Source organism: Mesorhizobium sp. M0276 (genome assembly GCF_040321755.1).
In the GTDB taxonomy this organism is placed as follows: Bacteria; Pseudomonadota; Alphaproteobacteria; order Rhizobiales; family Rhizobiaceae; genus Mesorhizobium.
Genome location: NZ_JAMYSC010000086.1, coordinates 1 through 19,143, shown reverse-complemented (window position 1 = coordinate 19,143; position 19,143 = coordinate 1). Strand labels below are relative to the sequence as shown.

Below are 19,143 nucleotides of genomic sequence, written 5' to 3'. Positions count from 1 at the left end.
CAGGCGGGCAAAGGCGCGAAATGAGGCTGAGTCCTCGAGGTGGAATGCCAGTTCCTGATAGCTCAGTTGCCGGTATTGCTTGAGAAGCGCACAGCGCAACACCGCTTCAGCAGGTAGGCCTTGCCGTCCGGTGGCCCTGACGCTGCTCCGAACCAGGTCTCGCGCCACCAAGCCAAGCAGGTCGGGGTGCTCGTCCAGCAACTGCGACATCGCCTTCAGTTCGTGGCCGATCTCGTGCGCGGCAAAAAGATCGAATATGCTGGCTTGGACGGTGCGTTCTTGGCGCATTGTCGGCTCCGGCGGTTGCAGATTGTGGCTTGGAATCAGTGGCATGAGACCAAAGTGTACCTGAAACCGCCGGGCCTTGCCTGCGCAAAATGCCGATTCACGCAAGAGTATCAATATGTTGGCGTTTATGGGCGGAAACTAGTCTAGCGATGACGCCGGGAAACGCGGTTCAGCTGCAACACTCTCCCACGACATTTCTGCAGAGCGTCGACAAGAACTTCCGTTACGCCGCCGGACGCGTTACTAAGACGCGCGACAAGTCACGCGGATCATACTTGACGAGAAGTCGTCGCCCCGTCCGCCCCGCGTTCGGCTGCTTACCTCTTCGAGGATTCCGCGGTTGATTGCCCTTCCCTGACAAGATGTAGGCCCGGCACTCGGAAGTGGTTTTCGTCCCGGGGTCTCTGTCAACATGAAAATACGATTGTTCTATTTCCGGAGCATAATTCGGCGCTCCAGATGCAGCTTGACGGCCCGTGCAAGGACCCTGCTTTCAAATTCGCGGCCCGTCGCGACGAAATCCTCCGCGGTCATCGAATGCGTCATGCGCTCAGTCTCCTGATCTGTAATTGGACCCTCGTCGAGATGGGGCGTCACATAATGCGCGGTCGCGCCGATAATTTCACTCCGCGCTCGTACGCCTGATGATACGGCTTTGCGCCCTCGAAGGCGGGCAGTAGGGAATGATGGATGTTGATCATCTTGCCGAACAGGCGAGTTGACAGGTCGTCAGACAGGACTTGCATGTATCGGGCCAGGATCGCGAACTCCGTGCCAGTTTCGTTTGCGAGACTCAGCACGCGTTGTTCTTGCTCGGTCTGGTTGTCTTTGATACCGGCCAGTAATGATAGGCGACCCCCTCCCGCTCAACGACCCCACGGCTGTCTCCGTGGTTAAAGACGATTGGACCTTCGGGTATCAAATCTATCTGGAGAGCTCGGGCGGAACCTACGACGATGCCATAGTGGCGACCTATCGCCGCCTCCTCGCCTCGTCCTTGTTGATGGCGACGATGACCTTCGGAACCCTTCATGCCGGCACGGTGCTGGATGGCGCCGGAGATGCCGACGGCAGTACCGGGGGCGGTGCACACCGTGATGACCATATTGGCGTCGCTCGATTGCACAATCTGGATGGCGTTGCCGGCATAAGATCGGCCGCTTGAAGGTGACTGATAACACGACTTCGATGGTCTCCGACACCCGCATCTTCTTGGCGTGGCAGTGACCGTGTCATGGGCTGGCGTTGCCGATTGAATCCGCGTGCTGCAACAGCCGCACCATCGCCCCCACAGCGTCCCATAATAGGCTGCTGTCGCTCGGCTCGTAGATGAGTGCTGTCATGGGCTCGTCGAGGCGCTCGGTCAGCAGCACCTTTGTCATGCTCGGGCGGCTGCGCCCTTGGTGCCCTTGCCAACCACCAGCACCTCGACGTCGGAACCGATCTGCACCCCCGGGCTTCGGTCAAAGGCAGCGCCGCACAACGTTCTCCAGCAGTTTGGAGATGTTGTTATCGAAGGTTCATCGGGAGCTTCCGCAAAACAGGATCGAACCTCCAGAGAAGACAAAGTTTCCGTGAGCCTTCGGAACGAAGCAAAGGTCTGCCCTGATCTGCGACGCCTGCCACGCCGGAATGTTCACTTCCGCTCCCCAGTTTACCTTTCCGGAACGCAGAAGTAATCGCCGATAAACTTTTCAGATCTCCCAAGAACAACCGCTTCGGGCGGCGTGCCTCAGGATGGGTCGACAATGTCGACTTCGAACCCAGCAGCCCCGCCGCCGGAAAATTCAAAATCGCCAAGGACCTCGTCATCAATCCCGTCAAAAAGCCATGCAAAACTCGGGCCGTAAGAGGCTTCCGTGCGACGATAGAAGGAGCCAGTGAACGGGCCGTGAGTGGACATGCCGACTCCGACGAGTTGCTGCGGGGGTCTATCGTTCTTGAGCCACAGGCCGCCATATTGGCCGTCGAAAGCACGGAAGTACTCTCCGGGTTCTGCCTCCCAGGCCCTCGCGCCCGTCTCGCCACGGCGAATCTCAATTGCGCTAGGAAAGGCTTCACTAGTGGCTATCCGCCAGTAGAACCCGTTGCCCCCGAGATACCCCAAGCTGCCGCCGTCGGCCACGAAATCTCTGATTGCGTCCAGGGTGCGTGCCGTATGGTATCCGGGTGCGTCACTGTAAGCACCAGCGCATACTTTTCAAGTGCCTTGCTACCCTCGGCTTCAAGGTCATGATCCGTGACGACGTCAAAGGTAATGTCTTTTGCTGCGCACCACGCGACCAGATGCATGTCGGCAGGGAAGATACGAAGTCCCGATCCCCGGGCGTCGGGGTAGGCGACGTAGCCTGGCCGCATGGTTAGCTGTGGCCGCAGCACAGAACTAAACATGTTTCCGCCGCCGTCGGCAGAAAAATTATAAAGCGATCGCCCAAATTCCGGATGCTCCTCAGGGTGGTGTGGATAGGCATGCCAGGCGTTGCGCCTTTCGACATATGCAGCGTCGAAGTTGCCGCGGGGATGGTTCGCGTAGGCAAGATAGGTGAATGTCGAGAAAAGCACTGCACCCCTTTGCCTTTGTAGCATCTCGGGCTGGGCGGACAAAGAAAGGGATGATGTCCTCAGCGTCCTCGCATCTCAGACGGATACCGTACACTTCGCTCGGAAGATCGTGGGGGATATCGAAGCAGAAATCGGTCTCCCAGCCACAATCGTAAAGGTCACCCTCGTGGAAATGGACTGCCGCATATTCATCAAGTGCGTGCCGCCAGCACATTTCCTCACCGGACCATCGCGAGCCGCGCACGGCTCGCGCGGGAAGGTTATACAAGGCTCCGTCGAGCCGGGAAGGACCTCTGTCGCGGATGTGCGATGTCGGAATATCAATGCCGAAATCCCAGAAAGCGAGTATGTCCTCGTCCGGCACAGGACTGTCCAAGAGGCGTTCGACAAGCTGCGCCCCGCGAGACAACGTGGGGGATTCGAGCCGCCCGTTGAAAAATGATGTGAACGCAGATGGGTCTCCAGGCTGCGGCGTAGCCGCCAGCACTGGTTTTGTAAATCCGGCGTCCCCTTTCCGCGGCCGCGTCCTAACCTCGAAAGGCCGTGACCCAGTCTCGACAGAGTATCCGACCAGATGCAGACCGCGTGCCACAATCGCGAGCCGCAACTCATACCACCGGCCGATTTCGAACGCGAATGAGACGGCGCTCGTCTCGCCAAACGTCTCTAGCTTCAGGCCGTCCTTCTGAATACTAATCGAGACTGCGCCTCCCGACAGGGCAATGAAGGAGAACAAAACCTGGGGCGGCTCGCGCAGGAGACGCGGTTGGAACCTGATCGAAAACGTAGCATCCGCAGCAATATCCGCGTTGCCAAGGGGAATTATACCGTAGGACCCTGGACGCGATGACTTCGCGACTGATCGGTAGGTGCCTTCGAAGTCTGCCGAGACCGGGCGAACATCCATGCCAGGTCCGTTCGGATTGGGGTCGGCTGAGAAGATGCGAACGAGGTCAGCAGCGTAGTCGCTGGAAAAGTTGCTGGACACTTTCACTTCGATATTTTCGCCAGCACAGGCCGAAAGCCGGTTGGTATAGCCGATCAGCATTTGCTTATCCACCTTCGCGTGAATTCCTGTTCACTCGTTATCCGTCAATGTGTAAAGGTCGCCTCGGCGGCAAGATTGAGCGGGTCCACTCGATCGCAGCGCTGACCGCCGAGCGTTCTTTGTGAATGCCGTTGGCGAACGAGGCGACTAGACTTGATCTGGCCCGCTCCAACCAAGGTTTGTGAAGCGCTATCTTGGTTGACTCACGGGACTGTCAGGAATCTTGTGCGTGAGGCCGGTTGTCGTCATTGGCTGACGAACCTTTCGCCGAAGATGACGGCGAATTGTGTCCTTGCCTCGAACCACTCGCGCGGGGCGCGTTTCCATTCCTCGGCGGCGTGGTTGAGAACCAGATATAGCAGCTTCATTGCGGCATCGTCATTGGGAAAGTGGCCACGCGTTCGCACGGCCCGCCGCAGCTTTGAGTTCAGCGCCTCGATGGCATTGGTGGTGTAGATGATGCGCCGCACGCTCTCGGGGAATGCGAAGAATGGCACGACGTGCTGCCAGTTGCGCCGCCAGCTCTGAGCGATTGCCGGATAACGTTGGCCCCAGTAGCCGGCGTCGAAGGCATCGAGCGCGGCCAGGCCGGCCTCTGCGTCCTTGGCCCGATAGATCGCCCGCAGCGCCGGCACCACAAGCTTGCGGTCCTTCCATGACACGAACTCCAGCGAGTGGCGGATCAGATGCACGATGCAGGTCTGCACGACCGTCTGCGGGAATACGGCGTTGATCGCTTCTGGAAAGCCCTTCAGGCCGTCGACGACGGCGATCAGGATGTCGGCGACACCTCGGTTCTTCAGCTCATTCATGACGCGCAGCCAGAATTTGGCGCCTTCGGTCTGCTCGATCCAGATCCCCAATATCTCGTTGCCGTCGTCGGGCAGGATGCCGAGCGCGATATAGATCGCCTTGTTGCGGACGAAGCCCTCGTCGCGAATTTTGACCCGGATGGCGTCGAAGAAGACCAAGGGAAAGCAGGCGTGATCAGGTCCGGCGAAACGTCGATGCCGTAGAGCTCCTCCAGGTGGCCGCGGATCTCGCGCACGCTCATGCCGCGCGCATACATGGATACGATCTTGGCGTCGAAATCGGGAAAGCGGCGCTGATACTTTGCGATCAACTTCGGGTCGAAGGAGCCGGCATGGTCACGCGGGATCGAAAGTTCGAGCTTCGATGTGCCCGTCAGAACCGTCTTCTTCGAATGTCCGTTGCGCCGGTTCGCCAGTCCTGTGGCTTGCTCCTCGTCAAGATGATCGTCCAACTCGGCGTTCAGTATCCGCTCCGAAAGCGCCTTCTTCAGATCGTCGAGCAAACCGTCCTTGGCAAACAGCTCCTGTGGGTCGCGCCCGGCAAGCAACCGATCCAGTACTTCCTTCTCAATGGCCATGCGATGATTCTCCTTCCATCATCATGGCCTCACGCACAAGATTCCTGACAGTCCCTTGACTCACAGCAGCCGGGTCATCCCGCTTGCCGGGCCCCCCCGAGAGTACGCCGAAGCTTCCATCCGCTCTCGATGGCGCCGTCGACATACCCATACCAGCCGCTCGCATAGTCCGTTCCCGCGAAATATACGCCACCTTCGGGCTTGAGAAGCTCGCGGTGGTACTTAACCAACTGACCGGGACGTGCGATTGCCCAGGTCTGGCGAGAGAATGGGTCCTCGGTCCACTTGTGTCCTAGGGTTCCTGCGACAATGGCGTCCGGTAGCCATTGACGTACCGCGGCCTGGACCTGCCCTAGATCGTCCATATCAAACATCGTGGCGTCCGGCCCGAGCACTTGCGCGATGATGCCACCATCGACAACAGCGCGGGATTCCATCCACGTCAGCGGGTGTTCCGATGAGGCCAACGCCATTCACGGCTCATGCTCGCCGACCAGATGTACAAACAACATGCATCCCTGCGTTGCCTGACGCTCGTCAATCATCGCCCGCTTGGCTTCGCTAAGGGCGGGGACGAAGTCGATGCCCGACGGGGCGTTGACAGGGGCGGTTACTATAACGGCCTTGGCAATCCATGCCGCGCCGTCTGCGGCAAAGATGCGGACGCCTCCGTCGATCTGTTCGATACGCTCGACTGCGGTGTGCAGCAGGACTTCGGCCCGCGCATCAGCGAGGATCGCCTCGACTACCGCCTGAAGGCCGCCGTTGACACGGAAGCGGACGATATCACCCATGCTGTACCCACCCGAGATCGCCAACCGACGCAGGCCCTGGGTGTAGGCGCCCCGGTCCACGGGGGCGCTGAACCCGCCTGCGAAGCCGGCGTCGATGCACGCGCGCTCGTCCACTGGCATCCCCAGCTGGTTCAGGCCCTCAGACATCGTTAGCCCGTCGACGCGCTCGACCTCCGACTCGTGAAAGAATGGCTCATAGGGGCGCTCAAAGACAGCCTCGGCCACGGGCGCGAGCCGGTTGTAGCCGCGCGCGAACCGATCAGACATTTCCTCGGGCGACATCCGCTCAAGACGGTCCCCATTGAGAAAAAGCGCCGTGGCAAAGTCGTGCGACTGGTCGTGCAGGTCCTAGATATCGAACCCATACCGGGTCAACTCCGCCCAGATGTGCGGCTGCGACCGGTGAACTAGCTGGCCGCCGACTTCAAGGCTTCGCCCCCACGCCTGTCGTGACCAGACTCTGCCGCCAACTCGGTCACGACCCTCAAGAACGATAACGTCGAGACCGCGTTGCTAAGTTCGCGCGCCGCCACTGCGCCTGCAAATCCGGCTCCTACCACGACCACATCACAGTTTCTCGGTGCCATCGGTTCTCCTATCGCGCTTTCTCGGTTTGCATTCGTCCGCCTACAAATAGATCGGACCATTATAATCTAGTTTGGCGCGAATCGTTATTGGTTGCGATCCCACGTGCCCGTAGAATATTATAGTTGAGTGGCGTCCGATGGCGTTGCAGGCCGACCGACGACCCCAGCATGAATCTAGCTGCGTCAAATGGGCGGTTTGCGGGAAATATCTTTTGCGAGCGCAGGAATTCGGCGATGTTGTGCTATACGCGCTGAAAGCGTCCCTGCCGATGCAGGGTGGGAGACTTCGTTGTCCGTGAACCATCTGTAGGTTACTGATGGTGCTTCTGCAATTCAGCTTTCCTACGGCGCAGCGTTGCAAAGCAAAGCGCTCGCTGAGTTCGCTTTGCGCCGAGCGGCCGACATTCTCTCAGTCACGATAAAACCTGTGTTGCTCATGAAACTGAACGTCAACGGCGAAGCGCCTGAGGTTGCCCCACAACCTGGCGGCGCTGCTGAAGGCGATTGATTGGCGACCGCCATCAACGGCGACTTCGTGCACAAGGCCAACCGGGCTTCCAGTTAAGCGACGGTGACCGGATCGGAATAGCTTGGCCGATGCAGGGAGGCTTGCATGTTCGATCTTATTCCCTCCCGGCGACGATCTGCATCATCTAGTCGAGACTCGAAAGCGAGCCAAATTTAGCGAAAGGTTCGGTTCCGGCGGCGAAAACATCGCTGGCCAACTTGTATCCGCCTCTGCGCACGCCGAAGAACGGGGAAGGATTAACGAAGTGTGAATGTTGCTTCCGCAAAAGGACTCCCATGCTCATATGTATTCGTTCGCCCGGGACCGCTACTTCGCGGCGTGGCAGTGATCGTGCCATGGGCTGGCGTTGCCCAGTGAATCCGCGTGCTGCAATAGCCGCCATCACCCGCACAGCATCCCATAATAGGCGTGGATGAGTGCTGAAGTGACGGTGTTGTCCATGCGCACGACCTTGCCGCCTTCCACCCTCTCGCCTAGCGCTTGCCAGCCGTACTTTGTTGATTTCTGACGAGCATCGCGGGCTTTGAGCCTGTGATGCGAGACCTGCGCGGGCACGGTCTTAACGAGACCGGCCGCGAGAGCCTGCCGGCGGAGGCTGTGCTGCGCCCTACTCAAGCAGCAGCGCCAACTAAGGGGATCTGGCGTTCCATTTGGAAGACACCGCGCGTCGTTCCGGACTTTTGCCCGAGGGAGTTGTCAGAACAGCTAGGACCCTTGCTCTCTGCGTGCCAGCACATTTCCGAATGCGACCCAATCTGCCGAGCCTGAAGCTCGGCAGAAAGTTAGGTCATTCGCTCGATCGACCATTTCTAATAGCTAAGCATGATTTTCTGGTATATTTCGACCGCCTTGGCCACCTGATCTATTTCAACGAATTCGTTGTTCGTATGGGCCTGATCGGTACATCCGGGGCCAAGAACGATGCATGGAATGCCGGCCAATGATAACTGGTTTGCATCGGAACCGCCGGTTCCTCCTAGGAATTTTCCGGTTCCGGCTACATCAGCACAGACCGCTGCCGCCACTGCCGCGATTTTGCTCGATTCGGCACTGGCCGGAGGCGGATCTTCCAACGCAGGGAGTAACGAGCGCACCTTGATTTTGTCCTTCCCTTGGCGGAATGTTTCCAGAATGTCTTCAACCTCTTGTATCGCGTCCTGCGGCCGCTCTCCAGGTATAAGGCGTCGATCAATCCAAATGCGGCACACCGGCGGCACAGTAGTGAGCTCTATGCCTCCTTCGATAAGACCAACGGTTAGAAGTGCAGAGCCTACCAAAGGGTGCGTCCGAGAGGCCAAGGTCCGATGATATTCATCCAGCGCCAATACTATCTTGGCCATTCCCGTGATCGCATTGACTCCGAGATAAGGCCTCCCACTATGAGCGGCCACTCCCTCAACTTCGATTTGCCAGCGGACGGAACCTAGGGAAACCACAACAACCTCTAGGTCGGTTGGTTCACCGACTACAGCGGCATCATAGGACACGCCTGATCGCGCAATAGCGCGAGCACCAATCTTGCGGTACTCTTCATCAATGCTTGCCGCAACGACGACCGTGGCTTTCGGCTGCCGCTCTCCAAGTGTACCAAGGGCGATCAACATAGCGGCAAGCGAACCTTTTGTGTCGCAACTCCCGCGACCGTAGATCCGCCCCTTCGTTTGCTCTCCAGAAAACGGATCGGTCTCCCACTTATCAACAGGAACTGTGTCCGTGTGGGCTATAAAGAGAATGCGCTTGCCTGGATCTTGTCCCGGGACCCAAGTCAAAAGGTTCGAGCGGCCGTCCACCACTTCCTGAATTTCATATGGCAGATTGCGTTCCCTACAAAACCCCTCAATGAACTCGACAACCTTACTTTCACCACTACCCTTCGGGGATAGCGACGGATTGACGCTCTCGATCTTCACAAGTTCCTGAAGGAGCGCTACCGTTTGCGCCGATACATTTGACATAAACTCTCCTTAATCTGCGATATTCGTGGTTTGCACTACTTCAACCAATTTTTGGCTAGTCCGACTACGCAATCAACTTCATCGGCCGTGTTATATAAATGTAGGGAAAACCGAAGCATGCCCCTGCGTATCGAGACGATCACCTGGTTGTCCAACAAATGACCATGAAGCGACTGAATACGGCGGTCCGCCGCGCGAGCTTCCACCAGTGCGGCTGGATCCCCAAGTGCCACAATACTCCCAGTATGGTTCCCCGGAGCTCCGCCACAGACCGGTAGCCCGAGTTCCAAGAAACCAGAAGCCAGTCGCTTTGCGAGTAACGTAACGCTTCGCTCAATCGTTTCGGTTCCGATGTCGAGCAATTGCCCCATTGATGCATGGGCAGCCAACATGCCCGGAAAGTTGTAATGCCCAATATCGAAACGGGGGGCTCCGGCGCGCAATTTTACCGAGCTAGGCACCGGAGCCGACTCCGGCGCGTTCCCAAAGTCCACACTGAAACGAGCAAGATAGGCAGGATTTAGCCGATCGGCCCACTCTTGGCGGCAATACAAAAAGCCCGATCCATAAAGGCCCATCAACCCCTTCACAGTTGACACCGCTAAGCCGTCTACACCAAGTCGGGCAACATCGGTGTGGAGTATTCCGACAGATTGCGTTCCGTCCGCCAAAAGAAAGACACCAAAACGCTTGCAGGCTTCAGCGATTGGTTCCAGCACGGTCCGAAATCCCGGAACCATCGTTACCGTCGCGACCGCGACAATGCGAGTGCGCGCGTCAATTGCCTTCACTAGTTCGCCCACTGGAATTGAGCCCGCCTCCGGCTCAACAAATCGGAGCTCAACTTTGTGGCGGGCTTTTACCTGGAGCCAAGGTAAAATATTGTTTGCGTGCTCTAGCTTTGGGCATAGGACTACATTGTCGCCATCTCTCCAATCGATCGCATTAGCGATTATGTTAATACTTTCGGACGCATTTTTCGTTACAGAAATCTCATCTTTATCCGCGCCGATCAATTGCGCGAACCTGGCGCGCGTTCGTTCGACATGGTGCAACATACTTGCTTCGTCGTTTCTGCCATGAAGCCGATTGTCCAAATGTGGACCGATAGATTCCAACGTTGTTTTTGAGATAAGCCCCTGATTCGCAACATCCATGTAGATTGCGTCGATTGTGGCTGGATACTCCTCTCGAAGGACGTTCAATGGAGGCATGTAGCTGTTCATAGCGGTCATTAGTATCCGTGTGGTTCGCGGGTGACAGAGTCTTGATTGCTTGCATCTAACTGGGAAGCCGGGATTACATCTGTATTCGGGGTGAGATGGGTGCCAGGTGAGGGCATCGTTTGAACCGTTTCTAGTGGCGATCGCCTCTTGCATCGGCAGGATCCGTCGAGGACAAGAGAAATCATTGACTGAAGTCCCAACCCTGCATTCGCCGATCCGCTAATTATATGGCTTGATCGTTGCGGGATTCGGGCTATTGTCGGACGCCAGACGCCGTTTTCCTGCGCATTGTCGCCATCTTTGCAGAGATCATGAATGGATTTGGATAGTTTTGACCTGAAGCTGCTCAAAGCAGTGCAACGCAACAATCGCCATACGACAGAAGAATTGGGCGAACTTGTTGGGCTATCGGCTACCGCTTGTCAGCGGCGATTGAAGCACCTTCGAGATGCGGGGGTGATCGAGGCTGATGTTGCGATAGTGGCGCCGGAAGCCGTAGGTCGGCCCCTGATGATGATGGTCCTTGTCGAACTCGAGCGCTATCGCTCCGATGTCATCGATCGATTCAAGCAAGCTATCCTGCGCGCACCTGAAGTCATGAGCGCATATGGTGTCACAGGCAATGCTGATTTCCTTCTCATTGTCTCAGTGCGTGACTTACTGGACTATGACGCATTTAGCCGGCGCTTTTTCTTTGATAGCCCCGCAGTTAGAAATTATAGCACAATGGTTGTGCTGGATCGCACTAAAGTGACCTTGGCCGTGCCAATTGACGTATAGCGAGATCCAGCCGAACACCCCCCTCGTTCGGCTTTCGGCACATCGCCCTTGAACCCGACCTGATCAGGGTCGCAAAAGGTTTGATCTAGGCGTATTTTCCGCGCTCGGCCGCAATCATCAGCGAGAAGGTTTTAAGGTGCTGGAGGTCGGCGCATTGTCACGGCCACAACCTACTCCGCGCACCGCTCCGAGCCACTGCGGCAAGAGTGTCCGCTATAATGTCGAATGCGAAGGCCTCCCCGATAGCGCCCTCGAAGACGGTGCGATCTTCCACGCGCAACCGAGCGAAAATTTGAAGATCTGCGCAGTTGCCCGCCGTCGACGAAGTGCGCAGGTTCGGCCTTTGGGCGCAACCGAGCTTTCGTGTCCGATAGCGACAAAAGCGTTTCAATCTAACGCTTAGAGTCGGTGCGCGCAATCTAAGGCAGCCCGAGACTGGGGTCTTATCACTCGTACTAAGAGCCCTATCCGATTTGTGACCGTTCGAGAGCGTTCAGTCCTGTGGCTGTCCACAGGTAAGAGCCCCCGTTCCCCGACTCAACACCAGGGAGCGGCGTTTCGATACCGGTCGCCAATGTCTTCCTTTGAAGACGTTTGGGAGGAGTAGCTGCAGTCCAACAACGGTGCGTTCGGTCGTCACATTCCTAGCCTGTCAAACGGCCCTTTAATTGCGGGTAGTTGTCAATCCGGATCTCGCACTGCCATCGCCGGGGTCATGGTCCTTTCCGAGGTCGAATGCCTCATGATGATGTTCGGGTCGGGCGCCTCAACGTTTCCAACGAGATGCAGGTAAACTGCTGTCAGCCGTTTGACCGAGGTCGCCGCAACCACCGTCCCGGCGGGGACATCAGGAGTTCCGCGTTGATAGCCGCCCGAGAACTCGTTTGGGGTGGAGTCGACTAAGCTATCTTTTCGTTACCCCACTCAAAGCTGGTGCCGTCAACCCAAATGCAATGAAGGAGAACGGCAATCTTCCGTGCGACCGCCACCTTTGCCTTCTTCAAACCGATCCGTCTTGACAGACGCATCCCCCAGGCTTTCAGGGTGGACCATTTCTTCGTCCGGTGCAGGAGCACGCTGGCCGCCTCGTACAGGTAGGTTCGCAACAGCCGATCGCCCCAGCGTGAGACGCGGCCATTGATATCCGTTTCACCGGACTGCTTTCGTCGCGGCGTTAGGCCGAGATAGGCACCCACATTGGCGGCCGAGCGAAAGCGCGAGGGATCGTCGATTGTGTGGCGGAAAGTGAGCGCAGTCACCACGCCGATGCCGGGGACTGTCATCAGCCGGCGTGTGGTTTCGTCTTCACGAGCGAGATGCCGGACCTGCCGATCAAGCTTCTCCTGTTCACAGCAGACCTGCTCATGGACAGACAGAAGCGCCTGAACCAAAGGGCGAAGCGGATGGCCCTCAGCAACCAGTTCCCAAACCTTTCGCCGGAACTGTGAACCAATCGATCGACTGAACTGCAGCCCATATTCCTTCAGCATGGACCGTGTCTGGTTTTCGAGATCGCGACGGATCTCGACAAGCCTTGACCGTGCTGCGAGCATGGACCGGGTGGCCTGACTCTCTGCGCTCTTGACCTTCACTTCCCGATACCAGCCGACGCGAACCAGTTCGGCCAGGCCGCGGGCGTCGTTCTCATCGCTCTTGTTCATTCGGACTGAAAGCGCTGCCTTTGCATGCCGAGCATCAAGGCAGACGACCGGCAGTCCGACCCTTTTCAGCTCGTGCCAGAGCCAGCTGGACATGGCACCAGTCTCAAATCCGATGCGCTCGGCGTGAGGCGCACGTTTATGCAGCAGCTCCGTCAAGGCTCCTGGATCGGACTTTGCCTTTCCCTGGAACACCGTCTTTCCACTATCGTCGACCACGCAGACGCTTGTCTCCCTCTGCGACACATCCAGTCCGACATATTGCTTCACTGCGGCCTCCTTGATCTCAATGGTCGGCGGCTTTTGCCGTCAGCCAAGTCTTCGTTCAAAGGCGCGACGGCGGCAATTACGTCATCGTTTCCAAAACTGACCCCCGATTGGAGTGCGCCCCTTCGGGTGGACACTGATCAGGCTGCGGTTTTGCCCGTCTGCCGGATGTGTTGATCCTCGAACTGTTGGGGGCTGAGATATCCCAGCGCCGAATGGAGCCTGCGTTTGTTGTAGACCTCGTCAATGAAGTGGGGAAGGTGCTCGGCAACGTCCTGGAAGGTTTCGAGCGCCATCGGATAGACCGCCTCGAGCTTCAGGGTCTTCATGAAGCTCTCCGCTTTGGCATTGTCATAAGGATTGCCTCTGCGGCCCATCGAGCCGGCCAGACCGTAGCCGGCGAGAAGCTGCCGGTAGGCTTGGGCAGCATATTGGGCGGATTCAACCGGTCGTCGCAACACTGATTGTGTTCACTCACGACAGCAACTCGTCAAGCGCTTCTGCCGGCGTTTTCCAACCCAGGGTCTTTCTCGGCCGCGCATTGAGGGCCGCTGCCACGGCGGCGATCTCGTCGGCGCTGTGAATGCTCAGGTCGGTGCCTTTCGGGAAGTACTGACGCAGCAGCCCGTTGGTGTTCTCATTGGTGCCGCGCTGCCAGGGACTTTGTGGATCGCAGAAGTAGACCTGGACACCCGCGTCGACTTTGAGACGATCGTGCTGAGCCATTTCGGCTCCCTGATCCCAGGTCAGCGAACGGCGTAGTTCTTCAGGCAAGGTGATGATGGTGCGCGTAATCGCGTCACGCACGGCCTCGGCTCCATGTCCCGCGAGCGCAGGTCCGTTCTTCGTGCGCGGAGCTTCGCCATGCCCCACGAGCCGGGGAAGATGCAGTAGCATCGTGAAGCGCGTCGTGCGCTCGACCAACGTGCCGATCGCCGAGCTGCCAAGACCAAGGATGAGGTCTCCCTCCCAGTGACCCGGCACCGCGCGATCAGCCGCTTCGGCGGGGCGTTGACTGATCATGACCTCCGGCAAGACAAAGCTCTTACCTCGACTGCGTACGCGGGCCCTGGGGACCCGCAGCACGCGCCCCGTCGCAAGCAGGCCGACAGTTCGCGGCGTAGCCCTCCCCGACCCTGAACGAAGAGGGCCTGATAGATGGTTTCGTGGCTGATGCGCATCGTCTTGTCGTCCGGGAAGTCGATCGCCAGGCGCCGGGCAATCTGCTCCGGGCTCCAGGCCCTGGCCCATCGCCGATCCTTTCGCGGGCCATGTCGGCGGCCCTTCCACGGAACGGCGGGACCAGGAACGGGAGCGCCGCTCGGGGTCACGACGACGCCGGCAAGTCTCTCCTCCACATAAGTGCGCAAGGTTGTGTTGAGCGCAAGCTTGGTCGGTTTGGGCCGACGGGCCGATCGATCCGCATGCCATTGGGCAGTCGTTGCCCGATACTCCAGCCCGCCGCTGCGGGTGGCTGCGTTGCGTCGTAGCTCACGGGAGATGGTCGAGGCGGATCGGCCAAGTCGGCGTCCGATCTCGCGTCTCGAAAGGCCCTGAATGCGAAGAAGTGCGATCTCCTCACGTTCCGCAAACGCAAGGTATCGCTCTGACGTCGGTTTGGTGGAAGACCTGAACATCGCTGGTGCCATGCCGCCCGCCTGTCGGAACAATCTGGTTCCAACAGGCTGCGACATACCAGCCGCCAACGCAGCATCTTCGCTGGTCAGCCCCTGCGCTATCCCCAACCAGAATCGCTGGAGTTCAGATCGCCCCGCCACTGGCGGACGTCCCGGTGACGGCAACGGCGCCCGTCCAGAACGGTGTGATCGTCGCTTTCCAATGCCCATCGCAACCTCCTTCGTTCAGGTGTTGCGACGACCGCTTGAATCCGCCTTGGGAGCCGCGATCGGAATGGTGAACGCAGCCTGGCGGTGGCTTTCTGCGCTCGATTGCGGTGCGCAAGGCGGCGCCCGTCAGGCGGGCATCGATCGCGCGGCCGATGGCGTAGCCGACGATCATGCGCGACCAGGCATCGAGAATGATGGCGACATAGACGAAGCGGGCCGGCAGCGCGACATAGGTGATATCGCCGACCCAGAGCTGGTTCGGGCTCGTCGGGACGATGTCCTTTGCCAGATTGGGGAAGATAGGGCTGTCATGATTGCTGTCGGTCGTGGCGACGTAGCGCCGTCTGAACGTCGGCTGCAGGCCGTGGTCGCGCATCAGGCGGCGGATCTTCTTGTGGTTCACGACAAAGCCTTGCTGATGCAAGGCCGCGCCCACGCGGCGGTAGCCATAAAACTCGAACTCGTCGCAGATCGCGAACATCGCCTCGACAATCGCGGTGTCGTCGGTCGCCCTTGCCGGGCGGTCGTAGAAGGTCGAACGTGCCATGCCCATCAGCCGGCATCCTTCGGCGACAGAGAGGCCGCAGGGCCGGTGATGGCGGATGTAGTCCCGCTTTTCGGCCGCGGAGCGCTTTTCAGAGCCCCCTTTAGAAACTCCAGTTCCAGAGCCTGCTTGCCCACCAGCCGCTCAAGCGCGGCGATCCGCGCCTCATATTCCGTGATCAGAGCGGCCGAAGCCGTCATCGAAACCGCCTGCCTCATACTTGCCAATCCAGACACGGATCAGGGTGCGGGTGACGTCATGCCGTTTCGCCAAACTATGCAGCGTCTCGCCCGACAGATATTCCTGCACGACCTGACGCTTGAACGTGATGCTGTAACTACGATGTCTTGCCATGGTTCTCTCTTTGAAAACCCGACAGCCATGGTCAATTCCTCAGGACGATCTGTCCACCCCAAGGGGCGCACTCCAGATCGGCGTCCAATTTTGACCCCCCTTATATAATGCGCGGCGGTTAGCGCTCGCCGGGCGAAGCTGGTCTGGGTTGCGCAGGCCGGCGAGTGCGGATCGGCGTTATGGGGTGATCAGGCGCGGTTCTTGAATCGCCAGGATTCGTTTCCGGTCTCGATGATCTCGCAGTGGTGAGTGAGACGGTCGAGCAGCGCCGTCGTCATCTTGGCGTCGCCGAAGACAGCGGGCCACTCGCCGAACGCCAGATTGGTGGTGACGATGATCGAGGTCCGTTCGTAGAGCCTGCTGATCAGGTGGAAGAGCAACTGCCTACCGGCTTGTGCGAATGGCAGATAGCCGAGTTCGTCGAGCACGACGAAGTCCAGCCGGGTCAGGTAGTCAGCGATACGGCCCTGCTTGCCGCCGCGGTGCTCGGTCTCGAGCCGGTTGACGAGATCGACGACATTGAAGAAGCGACCGCGCGTTCCGTTGCGGATCAGTGATCGGGCAAGGGCAATTGCCAGATGCGACTTGCCGGTTCCGGTGCCGCCGATGAGAACGGCGTTGCGCTGATCGGCGACGAAGGTGCCGTTGGCAAGATCCCTGACCAGCACCTCGTTGACCGGCGTGCCGTCGAAGTCGAACTCATCGATGTCCTTGGCGATCGGCAGCTTGGCGACGGTGAGCTGGTATTTGATGGAGCGGGCCTGCTTCTCGGCGATCTCGGCCGACAGCAGATCGCCGACGATCCTCGGCGGCTCGTGCTGGCGCTTGATGCCTGTCGCCATGACCTCGTCATAGGCGCCCCGCATCCCGTAGAGCTTCAGCGTGCCCATCAGTTCCAGAACCTGCGTGCGTTCCATCAGCTTGCCCTCCTGAGGCTGTCGTAGCGGGCGCAGTCGGCCTGCGGCTCGTGTTGCAGGCGGAGTGCGTCCGGGGTGAGAATGGTGACGGCCGGCGCGGGGTCGCGCCGCCGCGCCAGGATGTTGATGATGACGGCGGAGGAGCAGACGTTCTGGTCGAGCGCTTCCTGGCAGGCAGCCTCCACGGCATCGATGCCGTCGGTCAACACCGTGGCCAGGATCGACACCATCTGCCGGTCGCCATCGTCCGCGGACTTCAATCTGCGCCGGACCCGTTCCATCGCCGATGGCAGAACCCAGTCCTGGAACGGCGCCCCGTTGCGCAGCGCTCCGGGCTTGCGGGCGAGCACGGGGACATAGTGCCAAGGGTTGTAGATCGTTTCGCCGCGCCCGAACGAACGCACATGTTCGGCAACAACCACGCCATCCTGACGAATGACGATGCGATCGGCATAGGCCTGGATCTCCACCGGGCGGCCGACGGCCGTCGACAGGACAGAGTATTTGTTGTTGTCGAAGCGCACCGTGCAGGTCTTCGACACCGAGGCCGGCACCGCATGGAACCCGTCGAAGGGGCCGCGATATTCGACCATCTTGCCGCGCTCCTCCTCGAACACGTTCCAGATCGTTCGTTCCGGCTGTTCGATGTGACGGTGCGCCTTGGCGTAGGCGACGCACTTGTCATGCAGCCAGGCGTTCAGCTCCTCATAGGTCTTGAAGCGCAGCCTGGGCGTGAAGAAGCGCTCGCGCACCAGCCCGACCTGGTTCTCGACCTGACCTTTCTCCCAGCCCGAGGCCGGCGTGCAGGCGACCGGCTGCACCAGATAGTGGCTGCACATCTGCAGGAAGCGGCGATTGTATTGGCGATCCTTGCCAACAAAGATCGTTTCCACCGCCGTCTTCATGTTGTCGTAGATGCCGCGCGTGCAGGCGCCACCGAAGAAGGCGAAGGCCCGGTCGTGGGCGTCGAACACCATCTCCTGCGTCTCGCGCGGATAGGCCCTGACGAACATCATGCGGCTGTGGCAGAGCCGGACATGGGCGACCTTCACGGTCACTGTCACGCCGTTGATCAGGACGATCTCGTGGCTCCAGTCGAACTGGTAGGCCTCGCCCGGCGCGAAGAATAGCGGCACATAGGCGTCCGCCATCGCCGACCCCTGCGCCTTCGCCCAGCTCTTCGCGTAGCGGCGGACGGCGTCATAGCCACCCTCGTAACCGAGGCTGCAAAGCTCTTCGTAAATCCGGATCAGTGTCAGTTGCTCGCGTGCCGCCTTGCCACGGTTGCCATTCAAAAACCCGTCAAGCTGATCCTGCCACGGACCGATCTTCGGCTTGGGCTGCCGCTCGCGTTCGTAGCAGAACGATGTCTCATTGGATCTGAGAATCTTGCGGACGGTGTTCCGCGAAACATGCAGTTCGCGGCAAATCCGCTTGAGCGACCATCCCTGCACATGGAAGGCGCGCCGAACCCGGGCAATCGTATCCACCGACTTCATCCCCACACCATCCGCTCGCTACGACGAGCTGATGGTCGCAAATCAAAGCATCAGGGGGGGTCAAAATTGGACGCCGATTCCCCGGCTTATGGGGTCAATTTTGCACGCCGATTCACACCTAGCCTCTGAGTGAGTCCCTTTCGTCGATGGAGCCGTCCTCGATGTTAATGGAGGCCGGCTAGTAATCGGTCTGACGCAAACCGCCCGGGGTACCCACCCGGGAAAGGTTGGCAGGGATGTAGGCCGTGATCACTGGTGGCGGCACAGGCATTGGATTTGCTATTGGCACATCCTAACACGAGACGGTGCCCACGTGTGGTAGCCGACATCAAGTGCGACGAAGGCAATAGAATGGCGACGAGATCCGTCAACTCGGTCGCGTTGCAGAAACTTTGAGACCAACGTCGTCGGGCGCGGCAGTTCGTCGAACTTTCGAACGCAAGCGGGTCGCTCGCTCGCGGCCCGGCAGAGTTCCGTGGATGCCAAAATGATTCGGTATGGAGAGCGTTAACGGAAATTGGATCAGTATGTGTGGCAGGAAATATGCGCGAACAGCGAAAAAACGCCTATTTCCTTCACTAAAAGAGGCTTGTTTCGCCCAAAGCGGCCGATTTGACTTGCTACATTTAGGAAGCGGGACTGAGCTGCCGGTGTCACGGATGGCCGCCCAAATGACAGAGCCTTGGGGTAGTTTAGCCGGAAACGTCCTTGATTGAAGGCGGCTTACAACTGTTGGGCAGCAAGTTCTTGGTCATGGCATGCTCCGAAAGGCGTCCCGGCTAGAGGGTAGCGCAGGTAACATGGAGAGGTTTGGCATTGGTTTTCGACTACATTGTCGTCGGTGGGGGTTCGGCCGGATGCGTGATGGCGAGCAGGCTTTCCGCCAATGGAAATCGCG

General features: G+C 58.9%; 15 protein-coding genes and 8 pseudogenes. 3 read left to right on the top strand and 20 right to left on the bottom strand.

Going from position 1 to position 19,143, the window contains the following annotated elements:
• Together NKJ01_RS33660 and NKJ01_RS33655 are read right to left on the bottom strand one after the other, a co-directional pair.
• A partial coding sequence (locus NKJ01_RS33660) for a transposase (protein WP_352734724.1) occupies nt 1–288 on the bottom strand: 288 nt, incomplete at its 3' end.
• A gap of 429 nt (nt 289–717) precedes the next feature.
• Nucleotides 718–1,088, bottom strand: a pseudogene (locus NKJ01_RS33655) (formyltransferase family protein).
• Between the two features lie 44 nt (nt 1,089–1,132).
• Between NKJ01_RS33655 and NKJ01_RS33650 the strand changes: the two are divergent.
• The gene (locus tag NKJ01_RS33650; protein ID WP_352734716.1) at nt 1,133–1,453 is read left to right on the top strand and encodes a hypothetical protein; all 321 of its coding nucleotides are present in this window, start codon (nt 1,133–1,135) and stop codon (nt 1,451–1,453) included.
• Between the two features lie 67 nt (nt 1,454–1,520).
• On the opposite strand, the gene NKJ01_RS33645 is transcribed toward NKJ01_RS33650, so the two are convergent.
• The 8 genes and pseudogenes from NKJ01_RS33645 to NKJ01_RS33610 form a co-directional block, all read right to left on the bottom strand.
• Complete coding sequence (locus tag NKJ01_RS33645; protein WP_352734726.1) at nt 1,521–1,670, bottom strand: hypothetical protein; 150 nt, start codon at nt 1,668–1,670, stop codon at nt 1,521–1,523.
• Nucleotides 1,671–2,020: 350 nt separating this feature from the next.
• Nucleotides 2,021–2,850 (bottom strand): annotated as a pseudogene (locus tag NKJ01_RS33640) (N,N-dimethylformamidase beta subunit family domain-containing protein).
• Nucleotides 2,738–3,898: a N,N-dimethylformamidase beta subunit family domain-containing protein gene (locus tag NKJ01_RS33635; protein WP_352734714.1), complete on the bottom strand. Its 1,161-nt coding sequence runs from the start codon at nt 3,896–3,898 to the stop codon at nt 2,738–2,740. The pseudogene NKJ01_RS33640 and the gene NKJ01_RS33635 overlap by 113 nt, the downstream one beginning before the upstream one ends.
• Before the next feature lie 245 nt (nt 3,899–4,143).
• Nucleotides 4,144–5,288: pseudogene (locus NKJ01_RS33630) on the bottom strand (IS256 family transposase).
• 74 nt (nt 5,289–5,362) lie between these two features.
• Complete coding sequence (locus NKJ01_RS33625) at nt 5,363–5,761, bottom strand: FAD-dependent oxidoreductase (RefSeq protein ID WP_352734712.1); 399 nt, start codon at nt 5,759–5,761, stop codon at nt 5,363–5,365.
• Nucleotides 5,762–6,364, bottom strand: coding sequence for an FAD-dependent oxidoreductase (locus tag NKJ01_RS33620; protein WP_352734710.1), 603 nt, complete (start codon nt 6,362–6,364; stop codon nt 5,762–5,764).
• A 66-nt stretch (nt 6,365–6,430) separates the two neighbouring features.
• A pseudogene (locus tag NKJ01_RS33615) lies at nt 6,431–6,583 on the bottom strand (FAD-dependent oxidoreductase); the annotation flags it as partial.
• Nucleotides 6,584–7,507: 924 nt separating this feature from the next.
• Nucleotides 7,508–7,703, bottom strand: a pseudogene (locus NKJ01_RS33610) (ISNCY family transposase); the annotation flags it as partial.
• A 26-nt stretch (nt 7,704–7,729) separates the two neighbouring features.
• On the opposite strand from NKJ01_RS33610, the pseudogene NKJ01_RS36580 reads away from it, so the two are divergent.
• A pseudogene (locus NKJ01_RS36580) lies at nt 7,730–7,886 on the top strand (ISNCY family transposase); the annotation flags it as partial.
• A gap of 121 nt (nt 7,887–8,007) precedes the next feature.
• Here the strand turns inward: NKJ01_RS36580 and NKJ01_RS33605 are convergent.
• Nucleotides 8,008–9,153 (bottom strand): M20 family metallopeptidase, encoded by a 1,146-nt coding sequence (locus NKJ01_RS33605; RefSeq protein ID WP_352734708.1) that lies wholly within the window; start codon nt 9,151–9,153, stop codon nt 8,008–8,010.
• Between the two features lie 35 nt (nt 9,154–9,188).
• On the bottom strand, nt 9,189–10,379 hold the full coding sequence (locus tag NKJ01_RS33600) for an aminotransferase class V-fold PLP-dependent enzyme (RefSeq protein ID WP_352734706.1): 1,191 nt from the start codon (nt 10,377–10,379) through the stop codon (nt 9,189–9,191).
• A gap of 315 nt (nt 10,380–10,694) precedes the next feature.
• Between NKJ01_RS33600 and NKJ01_RS33595 the strand changes: the two genes are divergently transcribed.
• Entirely contained in the window at nt 10,695–11,159 is a 465-nt protein-coding gene (locus NKJ01_RS33595; RefSeq protein ID WP_352734705.1) for an Lrp/AsnC family transcriptional regulator, read from the top strand.
• An 899-nt stretch (nt 11,160–12,058) separates the two neighbouring features.
• Here the strand turns inward: NKJ01_RS33595 and NKJ01_RS33590 are convergent.
• The 8 genes and pseudogenes from NKJ01_RS33590 to istA all read right to left on the bottom strand — a co-directional run bounded on the left by NKJ01_RS33590 (nt 12,059) and on the right by istA (nt 18,245).
• Entirely contained in the window at nt 12,059–13,087 is a 1,029-nt protein-coding gene (locus NKJ01_RS33590) for an IS110 family RNA-guided transposase (protein WP_352734703.1), read from the bottom strand.
• Between the two features lie 137 nt (nt 13,088–13,224).
• On the bottom strand, nt 13,225–13,461 hold the full coding sequence (locus NKJ01_RS33585; protein WP_352734720.1) for an integrase core domain-containing protein: 237 nt from the start codon (nt 13,459–13,461) through the stop codon (nt 13,225–13,227).
• Nucleotides 13,462–13,558: 97 nt separating this feature from the next.
• Nucleotides 13,559–14,931 (bottom strand): annotated as a pseudogene (locus NKJ01_RS33580) (IS30 family transposase).
• Complete coding sequence (locus tag NKJ01_RS33575) at nt 14,846–15,535, bottom strand: IS3 family transposase (RefSeq protein WP_352734718.1); 690 nt, start codon at nt 15,533–15,535, stop codon at nt 14,846–14,848. The pseudogene NKJ01_RS33580 and the gene NKJ01_RS33575 overlap by 86 nt, the downstream one beginning before the upstream one ends.
• Nucleotides 15,484–15,675, bottom strand: a complete 192-nt coding sequence (locus NKJ01_RS33570) for a hypothetical protein (RefSeq protein WP_352734701.1) — start codon at nt 15,673–15,675, stop codon at nt 15,484–15,486. The genes NKJ01_RS33575 and NKJ01_RS33570 overlap by 52 nt, the downstream gene beginning before the upstream one ends.
• Nucleotides 15,641–15,829, bottom strand: a complete 189-nt coding sequence (locus NKJ01_RS33565) for a helix-turn-helix domain-containing protein (RefSeq protein WP_352734700.1) — start codon at nt 15,827–15,829, stop codon at nt 15,641–15,643. Before NKJ01_RS33565 ends, NKJ01_RS33570 begins: the two co-directional genes overlap by 35 nt.
• Before the next feature lie 188 nt (nt 15,830–16,017).
• Nucleotides 16,018–16,746 carry an IS21-like element helper ATPase IstB gene (gene istB, locus NKJ01_RS33560; protein ID WP_352734698.1) on the bottom strand — a complete coding sequence of 243 codons (729 nt, stop codon included), beginning with the start codon at nt 16,744–16,746 and terminating at the stop codon, nt 16,018–16,020.
• A pseudogene (gene istA, locus NKJ01_RS33555) lies at nt 16,679–18,245 on the bottom strand (IS21 family transposase). Before istA ends, istB begins: the two are co-directional and overlap by 68 nt.
• Nucleotides 18,246–19,143 lie beyond the last annotated feature (898 nt).

Coding starts and splice junctions, on each gene's coding strand:
- NKJ01_RS33565 (WP_352734700.1), bottom strand. CDS start 15,829: ATGGCAAGACATCGTAGTTACAGCATCACGTTCAAGCGTCAGGTCGTG.
- NKJ01_RS33585 (WP_352734720.1), bottom strand. CDS start 13,461: ATGGGCCGCAGAGGCAATCCTTATGACAATGCCAAAGCGGAGAGCTTC.
- istB (WP_352734698.1), bottom strand. CDS start 16,746: ATGGAACGCACGCAGGTTCTGGAACTGATGGGCACGCTGAAGCTCTAC.
- NKJ01_RS33605 (WP_352734708.1), bottom strand. CDS start 9,153: ATGTCAAATGTATCGGCGCAAACGGTAGCGCTCCTTCAGGAACTTGTG.
- NKJ01_RS33650 (WP_352734716.1), top strand. CDS start 1,133: ATGATAGGCGACCCCCTCCCGCTCAACGACCCCACGGCTGTCTCCGTG.
- NKJ01_RS33600 (WP_352734706.1), bottom strand. CDS start 10,379: ATGAACAGCTACATGCCTCCATTGAACGTCCTTCGAGAGGAGTATCCA.
- NKJ01_RS33620 (WP_352734710.1), bottom strand. CDS start 6,364: ATGTCGCCCGAGGAAATGTCTGATCGGTTCGCGCGCGGCTACAACCGG.
- NKJ01_RS33645 (WP_352734726.1), bottom strand. CDS start 1,670: ATGACAAAGGTGCTGCTGACCGAGCGCCTCGACGAGCCCATGACAGCA.
- NKJ01_RS33625 (WP_352734712.1), bottom strand. CDS start 5,761: ATGGCGTTGGCCTCATCGGAACACCCGCTGACGTGGATGGAATCCCGC.
- NKJ01_RS33570 (WP_352734701.1), bottom strand. CDS start 15,675: ATGACGGCTTCGGCCGCTCTGATCACGGAATATGAGGCGCGGATCGCC.
- NKJ01_RS33635 (WP_352734714.1), bottom strand. CDS start 3,898: ATGCTGATCGGCTATACCAACCGGCTTTCGGCCTGTGCTGGCGAAAAT.
- NKJ01_RS33595 (WP_352734705.1), top strand. CDS start 10,695: ATGGATTTGGATAGTTTTGACCTGAAGCTGCTCAAAGCAGTGCAACGC.